The sequence below is a fragment of the Sphingomonas sp. BRN-1R genome, from assembly GCF_057748035.1.
Genome location: NZ_CM173236.1, coordinates 2,450,462 through 2,471,007, shown reverse-complemented (window position 1 = coordinate 2,471,007; position 20,546 = coordinate 2,450,462). Strand labels below are relative to the sequence as shown.

At 67.7% G+C, this 20,546-nt stretch carries 18 protein-coding genes and 1 tRNA gene; 7 read left to right on the top strand and 12 right to left on the bottom strand.

The features are described from left to right. Positions 1–100: 100 nt before the first annotated feature. Positions 101–1,009, bottom strand: coding sequence for a sulfate adenylyltransferase subunit CysD (gene cysD, locus AC3ANX_RS11270; RefSeq protein ID WP_488333375.1), 909 nt, complete (start codon positions 1,007–1,009; stop codon positions 101–103). Positions 1,010–1,102: 93 nt separating this feature from the next. Next, the gene (locus AC3ANX_RS11265) at positions 1,103–1,960 is read right to left on the bottom strand and encodes a LysR family transcriptional regulator (RefSeq protein WP_488333374.1); all 858 of its coding nucleotides are present in this window, start codon (positions 1,958–1,960) and stop codon (positions 1,103–1,105) included. A gap of 111 nt (positions 1,961–2,071) precedes the next feature. On the opposite strand from AC3ANX_RS11265, the gene AC3ANX_RS11260 reads away from it, so the two are divergent. Continuing rightward, entirely contained in the window at positions 2,072–3,067 is a 996-nt protein-coding gene (locus AC3ANX_RS11260) for a bile acid:sodium symporter family protein (protein ID WP_488333373.1), read from the top strand. A gap of 54 nt (positions 3,068–3,121) precedes the next feature. Next, positions 3,122–3,316, top strand: a complete 195-nt coding sequence (locus AC3ANX_RS11255; RefSeq protein ID WP_488333372.1) for a hypothetical protein — start codon at positions 3,122–3,124, stop codon at positions 3,314–3,316. Here the strand turns inward: AC3ANX_RS11255 and AC3ANX_RS11250 are convergent. The 7 genes from AC3ANX_RS11250 to yaaA form a co-directional block, all read right to left on the bottom strand. Then, positions 3,313–3,870 carry a GNAT family N-acetyltransferase gene (locus AC3ANX_RS11250; RefSeq protein ID WP_488333371.1) on the bottom strand — a complete coding sequence of 186 codons (558 nt, stop codon included), beginning with the start codon at positions 3,868–3,870 and terminating at the stop codon, positions 3,313–3,315. The two genes, AC3ANX_RS11255 and AC3ANX_RS11250, sit on opposite strands and share 4 nt — an antisense overlap. A 62-nt stretch (positions 3,871–3,932) precedes the next feature. Then, a complete protein-coding gene (gene dinB / locus AC3ANX_RS11245; protein ID WP_488333370.1) occupies positions 3,933–5,018 on the bottom strand; it encodes a DNA polymerase IV in 1,086 nt (361 codons plus the stop codon). A gap of 182 nt (positions 5,019–5,200) precedes the next feature. Beyond that, on the bottom strand, positions 5,201–5,554 hold the full coding sequence (locus AC3ANX_RS11240) for a DUF952 domain-containing protein (RefSeq protein ID WP_488333369.1): 354 nt from the start codon (positions 5,552–5,554) through the stop codon (positions 5,201–5,203). Next, positions 5,551–8,310, bottom strand: coding sequence for a DNA gyrase subunit A (gyrA, locus tag AC3ANX_RS11235; RefSeq protein WP_488333368.1), 2,760 nt, complete (start codon positions 8,308–8,310; stop codon positions 5,551–5,553). The genes AC3ANX_RS11240 and gyrA overlap by 4 nt, the downstream gene beginning before the upstream one ends. 175 nt (positions 8,311–8,485) lie before the next feature. Then, positions 8,486–8,749 carry a hypothetical protein gene (locus tag AC3ANX_RS11230; RefSeq protein ID WP_488333367.1) on the bottom strand — a complete coding sequence of 88 codons (264 nt, stop codon included), beginning with the start codon at positions 8,747–8,749 and terminating at the stop codon, positions 8,486–8,488. A 94-nt stretch (positions 8,750–8,843) separates the two neighbouring features. Beyond that, positions 8,844–9,539: an SDR family NAD(P)-dependent oxidoreductase gene (locus tag AC3ANX_RS11225; RefSeq protein ID WP_488333366.1), complete on the bottom strand. Its 696-nt coding sequence runs from the start codon at positions 9,537–9,539 to the stop codon at positions 8,844–8,846. Then, positions 9,536–10,288: a peroxide stress protein YaaA gene (gene yaaA / locus AC3ANX_RS11220; protein ID WP_488333365.1), complete on the bottom strand. Its 753-nt coding sequence runs from the start codon at positions 10,286–10,288 to the stop codon at positions 9,536–9,538. The genes AC3ANX_RS11225 and yaaA overlap by 4 nt, the downstream gene beginning before the upstream one ends. 179 nt (positions 10,289–10,467) lie before the next feature. Here yaaA and AC3ANX_RS11215 point away from each other — a divergent pair, with 179 nt between their 5' ends. After that, complete coding sequence (locus AC3ANX_RS11215) at positions 10,468–11,778, top strand: tetratricopeptide repeat protein (RefSeq protein WP_488333364.1); 1,311 nt, start codon at positions 10,468–10,470, stop codon at positions 11,776–11,778. A 119-nt stretch (positions 11,779–11,897) separates the two neighbouring features. Here AC3ANX_RS11215 and AC3ANX_RS11210 read toward each other — a convergent pair whose 3' ends face one another. After that, positions 11,898–12,365 carry an Lrp/AsnC family transcriptional regulator gene (locus AC3ANX_RS11210; RefSeq protein WP_488333363.1) on the bottom strand — a complete coding sequence of 156 codons (468 nt, stop codon included), beginning with the start codon at positions 12,363–12,365 and terminating at the stop codon, positions 11,898–11,900. Positions 12,366–12,544: 179 nt separating this feature from the next. Between AC3ANX_RS11210 and AC3ANX_RS11205 the strand changes: the two genes are divergently transcribed. The 4 genes from AC3ANX_RS11205 (at position 12,545) to AC3ANX_RS11190 (ending at position 16,213) form a co-directional block, all read left to right on the top strand. Continuing rightward, entirely contained in the window at positions 12,545–14,299 is a 1,755-nt protein-coding gene (locus tag AC3ANX_RS11205) for a sensor histidine kinase (RefSeq protein ID WP_488333362.1), read from the top strand. Between the two features lie 3 nt (positions 14,300–14,302). Next, positions 14,303–15,316, top strand: a complete 1,014-nt coding sequence (locus tag AC3ANX_RS11200; protein WP_488333361.1) for a polysaccharide deacetylase family protein — start codon at positions 14,303–14,305, stop codon at positions 15,314–15,316. A 49-nt stretch (positions 15,317–15,365) separates the two neighbouring features. Further along, positions 15,366–15,441, top strand: a tRNA-Ile gene (locus AC3ANX_RS11195). Positions 15,442–15,469: 28 nt separating this feature from the next. Further along, positions 15,470–16,213 (top strand): hypothetical protein, encoded by a 744-nt coding sequence (locus AC3ANX_RS11190; protein ID WP_488333360.1) that lies wholly within the window; start codon positions 15,470–15,472, stop codon positions 16,211–16,213. A 12-nt stretch (positions 16,214–16,225) separates the two neighbouring features. On the opposite strand, the gene treF is transcribed toward AC3ANX_RS11190, so the two are convergent. Both treF and AC3ANX_RS11180 read right to left on the bottom strand, forming a co-directional pair. Continuing rightward, the gene (gene treF / locus AC3ANX_RS11185) at positions 16,226–17,842 is read right to left on the bottom strand and encodes an alpha,alpha-trehalase TreF (RefSeq protein ID WP_488333359.1); all 1,617 of its coding nucleotides are present in this window, start codon (positions 17,840–17,842) and stop codon (positions 16,226–16,228) included. A gap of 220 nt (positions 17,843–18,062) precedes the next feature. Next, positions 18,063–20,495, bottom strand: coding sequence for a TonB-dependent receptor (locus AC3ANX_RS11180; RefSeq protein WP_488333358.1), 2,433 nt, complete (start codon positions 20,493–20,495; stop codon positions 18,063–18,065). Between the last annotated feature and the right edge of the window lie 51 nt (positions 20,496–20,546).

Genomic DNA, 20,546 nt, shown 5'->3' with positions numbered 1-20,546 from the left:
TAGGTTGTGGAGGGTGGCGCTTCAACACGCAGCGGCCCCGGCCTTCGGGCCCCATCAAAGTATTACTTTGATGGGATGCCATTCGCCGGGGTGACGTGTGCTAAAAATACCCCTCCTGCTTCTTCTTCTCCATGCTCGCGTCGCCGCCGTCCTTGTCGATCGCGCGGCCCTGGCGTTCGCTGGTGGTGGTGAGCAGCATCTCCTGGATCACCTGCGGCAGCGTCGTCGCCTTACTCTCGACAGCGCCGGTGAGCGGATAGCAGCCGAGCGTGCGGAAGCGGATCGAGCGTTCCACCGGCACCTCGCCTGCCCGCAAGCGAAAGCGATCGTCGTCCACCATCAGCAACAGCCCGTCGCGCTCGACGGTGGGACGCGGCGCGGAGAAATAGAGCGGCACGATCTCGATGCCTTCGAGGTGTATGTACTGCCAGATATCCAGCTCGGTCCAGTTGGAGATCGGGAACACGCGCATGCTCTCGCCCTTCGCTTTGCGCGCGTTGTAGAGGTGCCACAGCTCCGGCCGCTGCGCTTTGGGATCCCAGCGATGCGAGGCGGTGCGGAACGAGAAGATGCGCTCCTTCGCCCTCGATTTCTCCTCATCGCGCCGCGCCCCGCCGAACGCCGCGTCGAAGCCGTGGAGGTCGAGCGCCTGCTTGAGCCCCTCGGTCTTCCACATGTCGGTATGCAAGGGGCCGTGATCGAACGGGTTGATGCCGCGCGCCTTCGCCTCCGGGTTCTGGTACACGAGCAACTCCATGCCCGCATCCGCCGCTGCCTTGTCGCGCAAGCGGTACATTTCCTGAAACTTCCACGTCGTATCGACATGGAGCAGCGGGAAGGGCGGCGGCGCCGGGTAGAACGCCTTCTTGGCGAGGTGCAGCATCACCGCCGAATCCTTGCCGACCGAATAGAGCATCACCGGCTTGTCCGCCTCCGCAACGACTTCGCGCAGGATGTGGATGGCTTCCGCTTCGAGCCGCTGGAGATGGGTGAGGGTGTTCACGGGCATTCCGATACCAAAGGATGTCGCTCCTAAGTCGGTGCGCGGCCGCTTTCGGCAAGCGAGCGTTTCTAGGGAGCCCCCAACCCCAGCTAGGCGGCGCTACGCCGTACGGCTGTCGGCGCCCGCCCAGTGCAGCATCGCCTCGATCAGTGCGTCCGCTACGGGATGGCCGGCACCGGGGCCGAGCACGACGAATTCGATCTCCGGCAGCGCGGGCAGGGCGGCGTTAAGGCCGACCGGCGCGAGGCCGGCGGGGATCAGCCGCGCCGAATGCGGCATCAGCCCTATGCCGGCACGCGCCGCTGCGCTGAGCCCCGACAAGCTCGCGCTGGTGAAGGCGATCCGCCAGCTTCGTCCGGCCCGCTCCAACGTCTCGATCGCTTCGGCGCGCGTAACGCTTGGCGGCGGATAGAGCAGCAACGGCAGCGGCGCGGCGGGATCGGCACGGAAATCGGGATGCGCCACCCAGCGGATCGGCTCGCGCCACGCCGTCACCCCGCGCCGGTCGCCCGACCTGCGCTTGACGAAGATCACGTCGAGCAGCCCCGCATCGAACGCGTCGTAAAGATCGCGGCTGAGCCCGGCGCTCAGTTCGAGATCCACGTCGGGGTGCCGCCGCGCGAAGGCTGCCAGCACGTCGGGCAGCGCGGAAAGCACGAAATCCTCCGAGGCACCGATGCGCAGCCGCCCGCGCAGCCGCCGGTTCGACAGGCTCGCCTCCAGCCGGGCCTGCGCATCCAGCACCCGGCGCGCATGGTCGAGCAGCACTTCGCCCTCGACCGTGGCCGCCACACGGTGCGTATCGCGGTCGATCAGCCGCCGTCCGGTGAGCGCTTCCAGCCGCCCGATCTGCTGGCTGACGGTCGATTGCCGCAGCCCGAGCGTGCGGGCGGCGCGCGTGAAGCTGCCCGCTTCCACGACGGCGACGAAGGTTGCGAGCAGGTCGGGCGGAATCATCGTCATTCATATATACGATGAGCGTTATCGTGACGATCGCAATTGTGCATGACGGGTAACGATCTACATGGGCGTTCGGTCGCGCCGACGTGCGGTCTTGAGGAACCCTGTATGTCCGCTCTGCTCCGCCGGATCGACCGGTATCTGCTGCTGCTGATCGCCACCGTCGTGCTGGCGGCGGTGCTGCCGGCGCGCGGCGACGCGACCGTTTGGGTCGATCGCGGCGTGAACGTGGCGGTGGCGCTGCTGTTCCTGTTCTACGGCGCGCGGCTCAAGCCCGACGCGATCTGGGCGGGGCTGTCGCACTGGCGGTTGCAGGCGCTGATCTTCGCGAGCACCTACATCCTGTTTCCACTGGTCGGCGTGGTGGTGACGTTCGCGCTGCACGACGTGCTGTCGGCGGACGTGCGCGCCGGGCTGCTGTTCCTGTGCCTGCTGCCCTCGACCGTGCAGTCGTCGATCGCCTTCACCTCGATCGCGCGCGGCAACGTGGCCGGCGCCCTGTGCGCGGCGTCGCTGTCGAACATGCTCGGCGTGATCCTGACGCCGATCCTCGTATCGCAACTGCTGCCGGTGGCGAGCGGTGGCTTCTCGCTCAAGGCGCTGGGCGATATCGCGGTGCAGATCCTGTTGCCGTTCGTCGTGGGGCAGGCGCTCAGGCCGCTGATCGGCGCGTGGCTGCTGCGGCACCCGCGGTTGACGATGGTGGTCGATCGCGGATCGGTGCTTGTGGTGGTTTATGCCGCGTTTAGCGCCGGCATGGTTGCCGGTATCTGGCACCAGCTTTCTCCGGCGAGCATCGCTGGTGTGCTTGCGGTCGATCTCGGGATTCTCGCCTTCGTACTCGCAGCGACCACGTTTGCGAGCCGCCGGCTCGGCTTTTCGGTGGAGGACGAGATCGCAATCGTGTTCTGTGGATCGAAAAAGAGCATGGCGGGCGGTATCCCGATGGCGGCAATCCTGTTCCCAGGCCACGCGGTCGGGCTGATCGTGCTGCCGCTGATGCTGTTCCACCAGGCGCAATTGTTTGTCTGCGCGACGCTGGCGCGGCGCTATGCCGGGCGCGGGGCGTCTCTGCCGGCGTCCCGGCCGGTCGTGGCGGCGTGACATGAACCTCCGACGCCGTCCCGGCGTTGCAGCACCATGACGAAGCGATCGCGCATGCGGCCGCGCTACCAGCGCGCCACCCTGTCCGTCCGGCTCGGCCGCAGAGTCGGGCTGAGCGCGAACGTGAAGGTGACGAGCGACGGGTTGCTGTCGATCGCCACCCTCGTATCGAGCATCCTCGTGTCGACCGCGTTGCTGGTCCACATCGCCGTGTCAGACGGCGCGCAGGCATCGCGCAGCGACCGCTAACCGGCGCGGGCGGTACGCCGCGCCGCCCACTCGCGGCGCAGCAGGGCATAGCCGACCTCGTCGTGCCAGCGGTCGCCGAGCCGGCGGCTCTCGATCGTGTGGCTCTCCGGGCGCATCCCGATCCGCGTCATGATCGCCACCGATGCCGCATTGCTCGCCAGACAATGCGCGGTGACGCGGTGGAGCGCACGCCCGGTGAAGCACCACGCCATCAGCGCTTCCGCCGCCTCGGTCGCATAGCCGCGCCCGCGATGATCCGCGTTGAGCCACCAGCCGAGATCGGCGGTACGGCGATCCTCCGGCGCAACGAACAGCCCGATCTCACCGATGATGCCGCGCCGGTCGTGCCGCTCCAGCGCAAACATCCGCCACCCGGTCGCATCATCGCCGAGATCGGCTTGCGCCTGGAGGAACTCGAGAGCGGCAGCCTCGTCGAGCGGCGGCATGTCCTCGCCGGTTTCCTCGGGCGCGTTGCGATATGCCAGATAGCCGGCGAGATCGGCGCGGTCGGGCGTGCGCAAGGTCAGGCGGGCGGTGCGGATCGGCAGGGGCATGGGCGGACCCCTATCGCGCCCGCCGGCGGCGGACCAGCGGCGATGTTCGCGCTGGCCCTCGTTCAACGACCGGCATCCACCGCGTCGAACAGCGGCAGCGCGTCGTCCTCCGCCGCTTCGAAGTTGGAGACGGTCACGCCGACCAGCCGGATACCCTTGTCGGTCGGCAGCACCGATCGCACCAGCGCGAGGCTCGCCTCGTGCAGATCGGCGCGGCTGCGGATCGGGCGGGGCGCGCTGCGGCTGCGGGTGATCTGCTGGAAGTCGCGGTACTTGACCTTCACCGTCACCGTGCGGCCGAACGCCTGCGCCTTCTCGCACCAGTCCCACACATCGTCGGCCATCTCCAGCACGCCGGTCTCGATCTCCGCGGGTTCGGTCAGGTCGTTGCGGAAGGTGGTTTCCGAGCCGGAGGATTTGCGCACCCGGTCCGGATTGACCGGGCGATCGTCCACCCCGCGCGCGATCGCATGATACCAGTCGGCCGAACTGCCGAAATGCCGGCTGAGGAACGCGTGCGACTTGGCGCGCAGGTCCGCGCCCGTCTCGATACCGAGCGACGCCATCTTACGCGCCGTAACGGGGCCGACGCCGTGGAAGCGCGACACCGGCAACGTCTCGACCCAAGCCGCGCCCATCTCGGGCGTGACGGCGAACTGGCCGTTGGGCTTGCGATGATCGGAAGCGAGTTTCGCGAGGAACTTGTTGTACGAAATGCCCGCCGATGCGGTGAGGCCGGTCTCCTCCAGGATGCGCGCGCGGATCGCCTTGGCCGTCGCCCAGGCGGTCGGCAGGTTCTGGAGATTGGCGGTGACGTCGAGATACGCCTCATCCAGCGACAGCGGCTGGATGACGGGGGTGAACTCGGCGAAGATCGCGTGGATCTGCCGCGATACCGATTTGTACACGTCAAAGCGCGGCCGCACGAACACGAGGTCGGGGCACCGCCTGAGCGCGGTAACGGAGGGCAGGGCCGACTTCACGCCGAATACGCGCGCCTCGTAGCTCGCCGCTGCCACTACCCCGCGCGCCGACGCCGAGCCGACCGCCACGGGCACCCCCCGCAACGCCGGATCGTCGCGCTGCTCCACCGACGCGAAAAACGCGTCCATGTCGATGTGGATGATTTTCCGCACGGACGAGTCCATGCGGGGGCTATAGCCGATTACGAACGTAAGGGGAACGCCGCTGCACTCGCCCCGTGCTCCCACCTACGCGGGAGCACGGGGTGGGGGCTGGCGGAAGTTGATACCAACCGCAGCGGAAACTGGCGCTCCGCTCCGGTATGACGATCCTCGCAACTGGACCCCGGCCTTCGCCGGGGATCAGGTCAGCCCGTGACCGGCAGCGCTACGCTGCCGTCATCATGGCGCGTCAGCGGACCATAAGCCACGACCGTCTCCAGCAGCAGCGGGCCGCCGTACAGGTGCGGGAACAGCGCACCGCCGCGCGACTCCTCCCACTTCACCCCCTCGCCGAGCGCGTCGAGATCGACTGCGGCGACGTGCAGATCATCCTGACCGGCGAAATGCTTGTCGACCGTCTCGGTCAGCTGCGCGGCGGTGGAGAGGTGGATATAGCCGTCCGCCAGATCGACCGGCGCGCCCGCGAAGGCGCCCGTCTCCAGCTCGGCCATCTGTCCGGCGGTCAGCACCTTGTAGGCGGTGGTGGGCAACTCGCTCATTCGCCATTCTCCGGGCCGGCGATCGAATCCTCGGCCGTGTTGGCGCCATCGTCGGGCGCGGTTTCCTGCGGCGCGAGCGGATCGCGCACGTCGGCCTCGGCCTCGCCCTCGGTTTCCTCGATGCGCGCCGCCGAGACGACATGCTCGTTCGCCGCGACGTCGAACAGCCGCACGCCCGCCGAGTTGCGGCTGATGACGCGCAGCGACCCCAGCGACATCCGGATCAGCTTGGCCTGATCGGTTACCAGCATCAACTGATGCCCCTTCGACGCGGGGAAGCTCGCCACCACCGGACCGTTGCGCTTGACGTTGTCGATGTTGGTGATGCCCTGGCCACCGCGCCCGGTACGGCGATAGTCATAGGCCGAAGACAGCTTGCCATAACCGTTCGCGCAGACCGTCAGGATGAACTGTTCGCGTGCGACCAGTTCGTCGTAGCGCGCCTGTTCGAGGTTCGGCTCGCCTTCCTTCTCGCCCTTCCACGGTGCAAAGCGGAGGTAGTTCTCCCGCTCCTCGGGCGTCGCGCCGACGCGGTGGAGGATCGACAGCGAGATCACCGCGTCGCCCGCACCCAGCCGCATGCCGCGCACGCCGGTCGAATTGCGGCTCTGGAACTCGCGCACCTCGTCGGCGGCGAAGCGGATCGCCTTGCCCTGCCGTGTCGCCAGCAGCACGTCGTCGCTCTCGTCGAGCAACGCGACGCCGATCAGCCGGTCGTCCTCGTCCTCGCCCTCGAACTTCATCGCGATCTTGCCGGCGGTCGGCACGTTGGTGAACAGGTCCATTGAATTGCGACGGACGTTGCCCTTGGCGGTCGCGAACATGACGTGGAGCTTGCCCCAGTCATCCTCATTCTCGGGCAGCGGCAGCACCGTCGAGATGACTTCACCCTCGGCCAGCGGCAGCAGGTTTATCATCGGCCGCCCGCGTGTGGCGGCACCGCCCTCGGGCAGCTTCCACACCTTCATGCGGTACACCTTACCCGCGGTCGAGAAGAACAGCACCGGCGTGTGCGTCGAGGTGACGAACAAGTTGGTGACGACATCCTCGTCCTTGGTCGCCATGCCCGCGCGACCCTTGCCGCCGCGTGCCTGCGCGCGGAACGTGTCGAGCGTGGTGCGCTTGATGTAGCCCTGCATCGTCACGGTGACGACCATGTCCTCGCGCTCGATCAGGTCTTCGTCGTCGATGCCGTCGGCGGCGGCGGCGATCTCGGTGCGGCGCGGCGTGGCGAACTCGTCGCGCACCGCGATCAGCTCCTCGCGCATCACCTCGTACAGACGCACGCGGTTGCCGAGGATCTCGAGCAGTTCGGTGATCGAATCGGCCAGACCCTTCAGCTCGTCGCCGATCTCGTCGCGGCCGAGTGCGGTCAGGCGGTGGAGGCGCAGATCGAGGATCGCGCGGACCTGGATTTCGGACAACGTATAGGTGTCGCCGGTCGCCTCGACATCGAAGGCTTCGACCAGCTTGAGATAGGGCGCGATCTCCGCGATCGGCCATTTGCGCGCGAGCAACGCCGCGCGCGCTTCGGCGGGGGAGGCGGAACCACGGATGATCCGCACCACCTCGTCGAGGTTGGTGACGGCGATGACGAGCCCGAGCAAGATGTGCGCGCGGTCGCGTGCCTTCGCCAGTTCGAACTTCGAGCGGCGGGTGATGACCTGCTCGCGGAACTGGATGAACGCCTGGATGAAGTCGCGCAGGTTGAGCAGCTCGGGCCGGCCGCCGCGAATCGCGAGCATGTTGGCCGGGAACGACCCTTGCGCCGGCGTGTGCCGCCAGAGCTGGTTGAGCACCACGTCCGCGGTCGCATCGCGCTTGAGGTCGATGACGATGCGCACGCCTTCGCGGTTCGATTCGTCGCGAATATCGCTGACGCCTTCGATGCGCTTGTCCTTGGCGGCCTCGGCGATCTTCTCGACCAGCGCGTTCTTGCCCTGCTGGAACGGGATTTCGGTCAGCACGATCGAGCGACGGTCGCCGCGCGCTTCCTCGATCTTGTAGCGCGATCGCACGATGATCGAGCCGCGCCCGCCCTCATAGGCCGAGCGGCAGCCCGCGCGGCCGAGGATGATCGCCCCGGTCGGGAAGTCCGGCCCCGGCACGATCTCCATCAACTGCTCGGTCGTGATCGCGCCGTCGTCCATATAGGCGAGGCAGGCGGTGATGACCTCGCCGAGATTGTGCGGCGGGATGTTGGTCGCCATGCCGACCGCGATGCCGCCCGCGCCGTTGACGAGCAGGTTGGGGAAGCGCGCAGGGAGGACCGACGGTTCGCTCTCCGAACCGTCGTAGTTCGGCACGAAATCGACGGTATCCTTGTCGAGATCCTGCATGAGGAAGCTCGCCGATTTGGCGAGCCGCGCCTCGGTATAGCGCATCGCGGCAGGCGGATCGGGGTCCATCGAGCCGAAATTGCCCTGACCATCGATCAGCGGCAGCCGCATCGCCCAGTCCTGCGTCATGCGGGCCAGGGCTTCGTAGATCGAGCTGTCGCCGTGCGGGTGGTATTTACCGATGACGTCGCCGACGATGCGCGCCGATTTGCGATAGGGCCGGTTGTAGTGGAAGCCGCTTTCCTGCGCCGAATAGAGGATGCGGCGATGCACGGGCTTCAAGCCGTCGCGCACGTCGGGCAGCGCGCGCGCGACGATCACGCTCATCGCATAATCGAGGTACGAGGTCTTCATTTCCTCGACGATCGAAATCGGGGAAATGTCCGAAGGGTCGGCGAGCATCGTCTCGTCGGTCAAGTCTGGTCTTCCGGGTTTGTTTCGATTGGATGACGAACCCTAGCCCAGTGGGCCACCCCTGTCACGCGCGCATGTCACGCGCGCCCGCGTACGCGGGCGCGCGTCCTGAACGGTTTGCGAGATGCCCGCGCATGCATCTTCCCCGGCGCGTGCCGGGGAAGACATGGTGCGAACCCTATTTGCAGACCTTCTTGGTGGCGTTGCCCGGCTTCGAGCAATCGTAGGTGATCGTCTTGCCGGTCGCGGTCTTGGTCGTGACCATGCGGCCGCCGGTGGTCTTGGCGGTCTTGCTGGTCTTGGCGACGGTCGTCTTGGCGGTCGTCGTCGTGGGCTTGGCCGTGGTGACGGTGGTTTTGGTTGCGGTGGTGGCCGTCTGCGCGGCGAGGACCGGGCTGCCGGCGAGGGCGGCAACGACGAACAGCGGCGTCAGGATCTTCATGATAGCTCTCCTCGGTTCGATCGACGCGGCGCGTATCCGGGCCGGTCTGGCCCCATCTTACGCGCACCGGCGGCAAGCGCGAATGACGTTTGTGTCATGGAGCGATTTCGGTGCCGTCCCACGCGAACAGCTTGCCCGAATCGGGTGCCTTCAGCCCGTCGATGACGTCGAGCAACTGCACCGCCGCGCGGTCGGCATCGAACAGATGGCCGGCGGCGACATTGGCCTGAAACGGCTTGGACAACGCGGTGTCGACCGTGCCCGGGTGCAGCCCGACCACGATACCGCGCGGGTTGCGCCGCTTGTCCTCGATCGCGAGCGTCTTCACCAGCATGTTGAGCGCCGCCTTGGATGCGCGATAGCCGTACCACCCGCCGAGCCGATTGTCGGTGATGCTGCCGACCCGTGCCGACAGCGCGCCGAACACGCCGCGCGTGCCTGTCGGCATCAGCGGCAGGAAATGTTTGGCGACGATCGCCGGGCCGACCGCGTTGATCGCGAAGCTGCGGGCGAGCCACGCCGGGTCGAGATCGGCGATCGCCTTCTCGGGGCCGTGTTCGCCGTCGTGGAGCAGGCCGGTGGCGACGAGGATCAGCGTCGGTGCCGGTCCCTTTGCGACGCTTGCAGCGGCGGCGGCGATGCTCGCTTCGTCCTCCAGATCGAGGTGCCGCGCGCCCGCGAAGCTGCGTGCGAAGCCGTGGACGACATCGAACGTGCCTTCCTCCTCCAACGCGCGGACCAGCGCCGCGCCGATCCCGCCCGAAGCGCCGATGACGACCGCGCTGCTCACGCGCGCACGAACCGCCAGCGGTCCGCCTCGCTCGTCTCCGGGTCGAAGCGGTAGCCGTCGCTGTCGAAGCCCTTCATGCCTTCCACATCGGTGATGCGGTGTTCGCACAGCCAGCGCGCCATCATCCCGCGCGCGCGCTTGGCGTTGAAGCTGACGAACCGGGGGCCGTCCGGGCCGGGTTCGCGAAAATCGACGTCGATCACGCGAATGTCGCCCAGCCGGCCGGCGACGGCCGCGAAATATTCCTGGCTGGCGAGGTTGAGCACCACGCCCGATCCCTCCGCCGCGACGTCCTCGCGCACCAGCGCGGCGATGCGATCGCCCCACCAGTCGGTGAGGCTCTTGCGGCGCGGCGCCCAGCGCGTGCCCATTTCCAGCCGATAGGGGCGCATCGCGTCGAACGGGCGCAGCAGCCCGTACAGGCCCGACAGCATCCGCACATGATCCTGCGCGAAGTCGATGGCGGGTGCGTCGAGCGTCTTCGCTTCCAGTCCGGTGTAAACGTCGCCCGCGAAGGCGAACAGTGCAGGCCGTTCCGGTCCATCTGCGAAGCCGGTGAAACGATCCGCGTTCAGTTTCGCCAGCTTGGGGGAAATGTGCATCAGCTCGCCGAGCTTCTTCGGCCCCAATCGCGAGGCAGCAGCGGCGAGCGTGCCGGCCTCCTCGGCGAAGCGCGGGCGCGTCGGCGTCACGTCGGGAATCGGCTTCTCGTAATCGAGCGTCTTGGCGGGGGAGAGCAGGGCGATCATGCCGCGAGCGGGTAGCGCCGCGGGCGCGAAGCGTCAAAGGGAGCCACGCGCGAGTTCAACCGTTGTTCAGCCCGCGCCGGCCAGAAGCGGGCGCACGCGCGGTCGCTTGAACGCGACGAAGCGGATGGGTAGAGCGGCGCGGCGATCGGCTCCAGCGCCGTCTTTAGGAGAATTCAACGATGCAGGGTGTTTCAAAGGTTGCGATTGCCGGGGCGCTCATGCTCGGTCTTGGCGGCACGGTGGTCGCGCTTCCCGCCAGCGCGAAGAAGGAAAAGCCGGCCGAGGCCGCACCGGCGGGTGGTTTCGACCCCAAGAACCTGTCGAACGAGGCGCGTCCCGCGCTCTCGGCGATCCAGACCGCGCTCGCCGCGACCCCGCCCGATTATGCGACCGCCGAGGCGAAGCTGACCGAGGCCGATGCCGCCGCGAAGAACGATTCCGACCGGTACATCATCGCCAAGTTCCGCCTCCAGGTCGTGAACAACAAGATGCAGGCGCTGCCCGAGGCGCAGCGCAACGACGTCGTGCTCGCGCAGCCGCTCGAAACGCTGGTCGCCAACCCGATTACGCCGCCGGCGGAAAAGGCGAAGTTCACGTATCTGCGCGGCACCATTGCCTACAACCAGAAGGATTACGCCAAGGCGGCGCAGTACTTCGGGCAGGCGCGGTCGCTTGGCTATCAGGACACCGATCTGTCGCTCAACCTCGCGCGCGCGAAGGTCGAGGGCGGTGACGTCGCGGGCGGTATCGCCGAACTCGATACGGCGGTGAAGGCCGAGCAGGCCGCCGGCCGCAAGCCGCCGGAAGCGTGGTACAAATATGCCGTGGCGCACGCGATCAAGGCCAACCTGCCGGAGCAGACCAACACCTGGACCCAGATGTGGCTGGCCAATTACGGCAGCAAGGAAAACTGGCGCACGGTGATCTACACGTTCGGCTTCTCCGGCCCGGGCGCGCAGCGGATGAACGATCGCAACCGGATCGACCTATACCGCCTGATGCGTGTCACCAACTCGCTGGCCGGCGCGAAGGAATATATCGACTACGCCGACGCCGCGAACAAGACCGGCCTGCCCACCGAAGCCAAGACCGTCATCAAGGAAGGCTTCGATTCGAAGATCATCCCGGCGGGCAACGCGACCGCGACCGATCTCGCCAAGCAGGCGAACGAGTCGATCGCGTCGGACAAGCCGCTCGCCACGCAGGAGCGTTCGGCCGCATCCGCGCCGAAGGGCGATCTCGCCTCGCAGGCGGGCGACGCCTATCTCGGCGAGCGCAACTACGCCAAGGCGACCGAGCTGTACAAGCTCGCCGCGACCAAGGGCGTGGCGGACATGGACCGTCTGAACCTCCACCTCGGCATCGCGCAGGCGCTCGGTGGCGACAAGGAGAATGCCAAGGCGACGCTGCTGAAGGTGACGACCTCGCCGAATGCGGACATCGCCAAGCTGTGGGTGACGTGGCTCGCCTCGCCGCCTGTCGCGGCATAAGTCTGACAGGATGAAGGGCCGGGCAGCGATCATGCTGCCCGGCTTTTTCGTGTCTGGATCCGGGCGAAACCGGGCAAACCGTTCGGCCGGGCGAAGCCGGGCTGCCCGCGAGCGTTACGTCAATCCGTCCGTACCGGTACGCCCGGCAGCGCCTTGGCGGTGCGGATCGTCAGTGACGTCTTCACGCTCGCGACGTTGGGCGCGGGCGTCAGATGCGTCATCAGGACTTCCTGGAACCCCTTGAGATCACTCGCGACGATCTTGAGGATGAAGTCGATCTCGCCGTTCAGCATATGGCACTCGCGCACCTCCGGGATCGTGGCGACATGCGCCTCGAACGCGGCGAGATCGTGCTCGGCCTGGCTGCGCAGGCTGACCATCGCGAACACCGTGATCGGGTAGCCGAGCGTCGCCGCGTCGAGATCGGCGTGATAGCCGCGGATCGCGCCCGCTTCCTCCAGCGCACGCACGCGGCGCAGGCACGGCGGCGCGGTCAGCCCGACGCGTTCGGCGAGGTCCACGTTCGTCATGCGGCCGTCGGTTTGCAGCAAGTCGAGAATGCGCCGGTCAATTGCGTCGAACGCCATTACCAGCCGCTCCGATGAGACATGTTTTTTCCAAAGCCTGAGGTGCCATAAGCATAAGATAATTGCCGGCGAACGCAATTGTCCCACATTGCTACGCTCCGAAATCGGCTATTTCGATCGAGCCTTTTGCGGGTTAAGAAATCGTTACGGCGCGTCGGTTCGCGTGCCGGAGCCGAGAGGTGTTTGGGTTGCGGTTCGACGACAGTCTCGACACGGTGCTTTCGGCCGACATGTCGACGCCCTTCGGCGCGCAGTCGGCGTGGCGGCAACTCGTCGATCTGATCGGACGCGGTCGGGTCGAGGCGGATGCGGCGACGGTGGCGCGGCTGCGTGCGCTGCGGCCGAGCGTGCCGCCGGCGGTGCGCGCCGCCAGCGCGCGCGCGCTCGCCTTCGCCAATCCGCCCGCTGCGCTGGTGCGGCTGTTCGCCGAGGACGATGCGATGATCGCCGCGCCGGTGCTGCGCAGCGCCAACATCGCGGAAAGCGACTGGATCGACCTGCTGCCCAAGCTCTCCTCGGTCGGGCGGTCGGTGCTGCGCCATCGCCGCGATCTGGCGCCGGGCGTGGAGCGCGCGCTGGAGGCGTTCGGCAGCGTGGATTTCGTGTTGCAGGCGTCGGCCGAAGCGGCGCGCGCCGGCGCGGCGGTACGCTTCGTGCCGCAGCCCGAGCCGGTGGTCGAAACCGTGGCGGCGCCCGAATCCTCCTTCGTATCGTTCGCGAGCATCGCCAACGGCCTGCCCGTCGTCGCCGAGGCGTTGCGCCAGAGCGCCGCGGCGCCGCCGACACCGGCGGCTGACGGCACGTTCGAGATTGCCGATATCGTCGCCCGGCTCGATGCGTTCCACCGCGAGCGTGACGAGAGCGGCCCGCAGATCCAGAGCGAGCTGTTCAAGCTCGATCCTGCCGAGGCGCGGTCGTTCCAGTTCGAGACCGATTCGCGCGGCGTGATCCGCTGGGTCGAGGGGGCGTCGCGCGCGCCGCTGATCGGGCTGTCGCTCGATCAGGCGGACGCGGGCGCGGCAAGCGTCGATGGCGTCGCCTCGGGCGCGTTCCGCCGCCGCTCGGACTTCTCCGACGCGCGGCTCGTCATCGGCGGCACCTCGGACGTGGCCGGCCAGTGGCGGATCAGCGCGGCGCCGTTGTTCGATCGGGCGAGCGGGCGTTTCACCGGCTATCGCGGCGCGGCGCGTCGCCCCCGCGTCGAGGAAAGCGCCGAACTCGCGCGCGATCGTCGCAGCGCCGGGTCCGATGCGTTGCGTCAGCTCGTCCACGAATTGCGCACCCCTGCCAACGCGATCGCCGGGTTCGCCGAGATGATCGAGTCGGAGATGCTGGGGCCGGTGCCGCAGACCTATCGTGGTCGTGCCGGTGCGATCCGCGAACAGGTCCACGCGCTGCTCGGCGCGATCGACGATATCGACATGGCGGCGCGGATCGATTCGCGCGCGCTCGATCTGCGGACCGCGAGCGTTACGCTCGCACCGCTGCTCGCGCGGATCGTCGGCGATCTGGGGCCGCTCGCATCGTTGCGCTCGGCGACAATCGATTGCCGCGCCGCGCCCGATCTCGTCGTCGCCGGAGACGATCGCGCGGTCGAGCGGCTGATCGGACGGCTGCTCGCCACTCTGGTCGCATCCGCACAGGCGGGCGAGCGGATCGGCGTGACCGCGATCCGCGAGGAGTCGCAGGTGGCGATCGCGTTCGATCGCCCGCAGGCGCTCGCCGCTTATGCAGCGGAGGCGTTGCTCCAGATCGACGCGGAAGCAGAGGCAGAGCGCGACGGTGCGCCGCTGCTCGGCACCGGCTTCGCGCTGCGGCTGGCGCGCAATCTCGCGGGCGAACTCGGCGGGTCGCTGACGCTCGGCGCGGCGGCCTTGACTTTGCGGCTGCCCGCCGCCGTTAGTGTCGGGATGGGACAGGCTTCTTCCAACTAGATCGTGGCGTCTGCGCACACGCCGCCAGGGTTCCGGCCGGAGCCGCCGCAGCCCGCCGATCTGATCGAATGGCCGGCCGATTTTGGCACCCGCTTCACCGTCTTCGTCGATACCGAGGAGGAATTCGACTGGACCGCGCCGCTTGCGCGGACCGGTCACACGCTCGCCTCGGTCGCGGCGATCCCGCAAGCGCATCGCCGCTTCGCCGATCACGGCGTGCCGCTCACCTATATGGTCGATTATCCGATCGCGACCGATCCTCATGCGGGCGAGGTGCTGCGCCAGGTGCTTGAGGATGGTGTCTCGGCGATCGGCACGCAGCTTCACGCATGGGTGAACCCACCGTTCGACGAGCCGCTCAGCCCGGCGAACAGCTATGCCGGCAATCTGCCCGTAGCGACCGAGGCGGCCAAGCTCGACGTGCTGACCGATGCGATCGCGGCGATGTGCGGACGGCGGCCGGTCGCCTACCGGGCGGGTCGCTACGGCATCGGCCCGGCGACGCTCGGCCTGCTCGCCGCGCGCGGCTACCGGCTCGATAGTTCGATGCGCGCGCGCTACCGCTATGGCGCGGACGGCGGCCCGGACTTCGCGGCGATCGGCAACGCCGCGTTTCGTTGCGGCCCGGCACGCGCGATGATCGAACTGCCGCTGACGACGATGTTCACAGGCGGGCTGCGGCGCGGCGGGGTGCGGCTTTACGATGCGCTCGGCCATGTGCCGAAGGGGCGGGGGCTGTTCGCGCGGGCCGGCCTGCTCTCACGCGTCGCGCTGACGCCCGAGGACATGCCGGTCGCAGAAGCGCTGGAGGCGATTGCGGTCGCAGCGGGGGAGGGGGTGCGCGTGCTCAACTTCGCGTTCCATTCGCCGTCGCTCGCGCCCGGCCACACGCCGTACGTGCGCGATGCCGCCGACCTCGCCCGCTTCCACGGCTGGTGGCAGGCGGTGCTGACCGATCTGGGGCGGCGCGGCATCCGGCCCGCCTCGCTCGACACGCTGATCGCCGCGGCCGGGTGACATGCCTTGCCACCGCGCGCCTCCTTCCGCTAACGCAGCGCGATAGGTGGGGCCTGTAGCTCAATGGTTAGAGCTGGCCGCTCATAACGGCTAGGTTGCGGGTTCGAGTCCTGCCGGGCCCACCATCATCGCACCCGCGCGGAGTCGACCGGCATGTCTGCAATCCGTCTTCTCGCGGCACTCCTCGTCGCGTCATGGCCGTCGCTGACCGTGGCCGATGTTCGCGCCGCGCAGCCGATCGACGACGCCTATCGTCGCGAGTTCGGCGTGTGCGATCGGACGGACACGTTCCACGGCCATGCCGTCCACGGCTGCCGCAACGATCCCAATGCGGTCACGTCGCTGCGCCGCCATCCCGATGGCGCGATCGTCTATGTGTCGAAGCTGGCGGTCGATCTCGATGGATCGCCGTTCGCCTGTAGCCCCGATCACGGCGCGATGGACCAATGCCCGACCTCGCTGATGTTGCCGGACGGCAAGGGCGGCGCGGTGCCCGTCGATGCGGATGCCATCCCTTATGTCGTGATCCCTTGGGAGGGGCCGCGCGGCGAGCGTAACCGCTTCACCGCGCTGACCGGGGTCGGCACCGGCGATTTCGGCTATGTCACCTATCGCGGCGTAACCGTGCCGGTGATCGTCGCGGACACCGGCCCGTTCGAGAAGCTGGGCGAGGGGTCGCTCGCGCTGCACCGCGCGTTGGGGCGCGAACTGTGCGCACGACGGGACCGGAGAGGCGTCTGTACGCGCGTGGTCGATGCGACGGAGAGCATCGACGGCGGCGTGACGACGGTCCTGTTCCCGGGCAGCGCGCGGCACGATCTGACGCCGCACACGATCGCGCGTGTGATCCGGACCGAAGTGGCGAAGCTGCGGAGTGGAGCGACCCGCAGCCGGTAACGCCACGTCGCGTTAATGGGAGTGTGGAGCCTCGGTCGCGCCGCGACCGGCCGGATCGAGCGCCGGATAGCGACCGAGCAGCGCTTGCGTGACGCCGTTGGTCCAGCCGAAGCCGTCCTGCACCGGATATTCGCCGCCGCCGCCGGCCGAGCCGGTCTCGACATCATATTTCTCGATCATCAGCCCGCTGCGATCGTAATAGGCTGAAACCGTACGGATCCAGCGCCGCGCGAGATCCTCGGCGAGCGCGGTCTTGCCGTAGCGGTCGAGTCCCTGCACGCCGACCCACAGCAAAGGTGCCCAGCCGTTGGGCTGGTCCCATTGCTGGCCGTTGCGAACCGTCGTCGTGCGAAGCCCACCGGGGGCGAACAGCCTGGCCTGCGTCAGAGTCGCGGTGGCGTCGGCCTGTTCGCGTGTGGCAAGCCCGACGAACAGGGGATACAGCATCGCCGCGCTGATCGATAGCGTCGGTTTGGCGGTCGCGCGGTCCCAATCGGCGAAGCGCCGCTCGGGCGCGGACCAGAGATACTTGGAAACCGCCGCCGCACGGTTGGCGGCGCGCGCCTCGAAGTCACGCGCGCAAGGCACGTCGCCAGCGGCGGCGCAGCGCCGTGCGATCGTACGTTCGAGGTTCCACATCAGGCTATTGAGATCGACCGGCACGATCTGCGTGGTGCGGATCGTCGCCAGCGTCTTGCCATCGGCCAGCCAGCGCGAGCTGAAGTCCCACCCGCTCTCCGCCGCCGCGCGGAGATCGCGGTTGACCTCACCGGGCGCGCGGCCCGAGGCGGTGGAGGTGGCGACATCCTCGGTATAGGATTCGTCACGCGGCGTCTCGCGCGCGTCCCAATAGCGGTTGAGCAGGCTGCCGTCGGGCATGCGCACGACATGCTCGCACGCACCGCTCGCATCGAGACAGGCGGCACCTGCCATCCAATAGGCATGTTCCGCCTTCAACGCGGTCAGCCGCGCCGCGTCGGTCGTGGCGTCGTGCGTGTCCGACAGGTCCATCATCAGCGCCAGGAACGGCGGCTGCGACCGCGACAGGTAATAGCTGCGTGTGCCGTTCGGGATGTGCCCGTATCTGGCGATGAGCGCGGTAAAATTGGCGAGCATCGAGTCGATCAGCGCCGTCTCGCCGTCCGCCTTCAGGCCCAGCATCGTGAAGTAGCTGTCCCAATAATACATCTCCTGATAGCGGCCACCTGCCACGACATAAGCGTAAGGCAGCGGAAGCGCGGAGGAGCCGGGCACGACCGCCATCGGTGGCTTGGCGAGCACCGGCCACAAAGCGCGGATATGCTCCCGCATCGTCGGCTTGGCAGGGGCGGCACCGCCGATCTTGCGGAAATGGCGGGTGACGAACGCGGCGAGCGCCTCGCGCCCCTGCGGCGCCTCGGCACGGAAGGCAGCGAGGATCGCGGCGGGCGTGTCTAGCGGCACCATGTCGGCGAACGTCTTGCTGTCAGGGAAGACACGCGCGAGTTCGACCGCGCGGTAGAGCGGGCCGTAGATATCCTCGGGCGTTCGCGCCGCACGGGCGGCATCGGCCGGAGTCTGCGGGCGCGCCTCCGCTGCGACGGGTGCGAGCAGGGCGAGCGCGAGCGCGAGCGAAGAGCGGAGGATCATTCAGGGCCTCGTCAGGAAAAGGAGCCGGCCGGGGGTGCGCCCCGGCCGGCAATCACATCAATGATCCGTTCGCCCCGGGTAGCTGCCGAGTAGCCCGCAGGGCGCATCGAGGCGGTGTATCGAAGAGCAGGCCCCGAGCGTGACCTGTGCTTCGATACAGGCTCTCGATACGGGCCTGCGGCCCTACTCGATCCCTACTCGGCACGAACGGACGGGGGCATCAGAACTTCACCGCAGCGGTGATCGTGCCGTGGCGCCCGAAGATCGGCCGGCCGAGGAAGAAGCCGTTGTTGTCGGCCGATCCCACCGTGCGGACGTTGCCTTCGGTCAGCGCGAGTGTGTTCGTCACGTTGTCCACGGTCGCCTGCAACGAGAAGCGGTCGTTCACGTCGATCGACGCGCCGAGATCGAGCGTCTCGTAGCTGCCGAGCCGCTGCTGGTTCTCGATGTCGGCGAAGCGGTTGCCGATGTGCGTGAACGTGCCGAACAGCCGCGCCTGACCGAAGGCGCTGCGGAATGTGTACGACGGGATCGCGGCGATCTGGAACTTGGGCTGGCGGTTGACGTCGTTGCCCGTGTTCGGCCCGAAATCCTTGAACTTGCCGTCCTGCACCACGCCGCGCACCGCGAGCTGGAACCCCTCGACCGGGCGGATCGCACCTTCGAACTCGAGGCCGTACGCGCGCGAGCCACCGAACTGCACGACGTTCTGCTCGACGCCGTTTACCACGCGAATGTCCTGGAAGATCAGATTGTGGAAGCGGTTGTAGAAGCCGGTCAGATAGACGTCGTACAGCCGCGTCGAGGTCTTGAGGCCGACCTCATATTGATCCGCCGTCTGCGGCTTGATGTTCTGGAGCGTGGTGGCATTGCCGCGCAGATCGTCGAACTGCGGCAGCAGCGCGCCCGAGTTGGCGCGCACGAAGCCGTTGAGCGTGTTGGTGAACGCATAGTCCGCGCCCGCCGTCCACGACACCTGCGTCTTCGCGTACCGCACCGTGGTGAAGGTGCCGTTCAGATAGGTCGCGCCGTTGTTGTACGCGGTGAGCGGATTGGCATCGAGATCGCCGGTCGAGCTGTTCTCGAACGTGTCGCGCAGCTTCACCCGTTCCACGCGCACGCCGCCGTCGAGGCGCAGCGCGCCCAGCTTCCACTCGTCGCTGACATAGCCGGCGATGTTGGTGCTCTTGTAGAACGCGTTGACGTCGTAGCTGTTCGCGCTGGTGAAGCCGTTCCGCGTCAGGATCGTACCGTTGGCGAGGCGGGCGTTGAGCACGCGCGCGTTCGGCTCGAGCGCGAGCAGGATGTTGTTGCCGAGGTTCCAGGTATCGTGATCGAGCACGCTGGCGAAATAGCCGCCGAGCGTGAGCGTGTTGCCCTGGAACAGCTCCTTCGACAGCTTGAGTTCGTCGGTGAAGCTCTGGATGTGCTTGGCGACGCTCCAGATGCCGGCCTGGATGGTCTGCTGGCCGCCGGTCAGCGCCTGACCGGTGCCGGCGTAGGTGACGGTGCCGGTTCCGCCCGAGGCGGCGAGATATTGCGCGACGGTCTGCGGGTTCGATCCGGTGAACAGCGCATTGGTTTCCGACGTGCCCTTGGTGAAGTTCACGTTGTTCTGCACGCCGAAGCCGCTGCCGAGATCGTAATTGAAGGTCGAACCGAACGTGTAGAGGTTCGCGCCGCGCCCGCGCGACAGGTCGACCGCCTTCTTCTGAGTGACGCCGCCGACGGCGGGGCCGGTTTCGATCAGCGTACGTTCGATTTCGCGGCCGACCAACGTGTCGGTGCGCGCGTCGAAGCCGGCGAAGGTGCTGAACTTGCCGTTGGTCTCGACCAGCGGCATGGGCGTGTAGAAGGCGTTCTGGTCGTCGAGATAGCGGGCATAGACGGTCAGCTTGCCGGCATCAAACTTGTGGGTGATGCTGCCGGTGACCTGCCCGCCAAGATCGCCCTGGAAGCCGGTGTGGCGGAAGCCGTCCGAATAGCGGTAGAAGCCGCCGATCATGTAGGTGGTGTCGGCCGCGATCGGCCCCTGCGCGACCACGTCGCCGCGATAGGTGCCCTCAGTGCCGTAGGTGCCGCGCAGCGACAGGTGCGGCTCGGACGTGCCTTCCTTGAGGATGAAGTTGGTGGTCGCGCCGGGCTGGCCGTTCGAGAAGATCGGACTCGGGCCGCCGCGCAGCACCTCGACCCGCTCGATCGTGTCGTCGAGCCGGAACAGCGAGCTGTTCTCCATGAACGACAGCGACGACGGCGCGACCAGCGGCGAGCCGTTCAGCTCGAGCGTGAGGAACGGCGCGTCGCCGGTCGACGGGAAGCCGCGAATGAAGACGTTGGCGCCGGCCTGGCCGCCCGACGTCTCGACCCACAGACCGGGCACGATCTTGAGCAGATCGGCGGTCGAGGTCGGCTGCACTTCGCGGATCTGCTCGGCGCTGGCGGTGGAGATCGAATAGCTCGCGTCGAGCTTGCGCAGGCCCTCGCGGTTGGCGTTGCCGGTGACGACGATGTCCGCCATTGGCGCGGCGTCGGCGGTGGCGGCGGGTTCGGGCGCGGCGGCGGGTGCGGGCGGCGTGTCCTGCGCGAAGGCCGGCGTCGCGGCGAGCGCGGTGCCCGCCAGCAAGGCGAGGGTGAGCGTGTGGGTACGGATCATGGGAAGTCCTCCTGATGGTCTTTTGTTTTGGGGGCGGCATGTGCGCTGCGC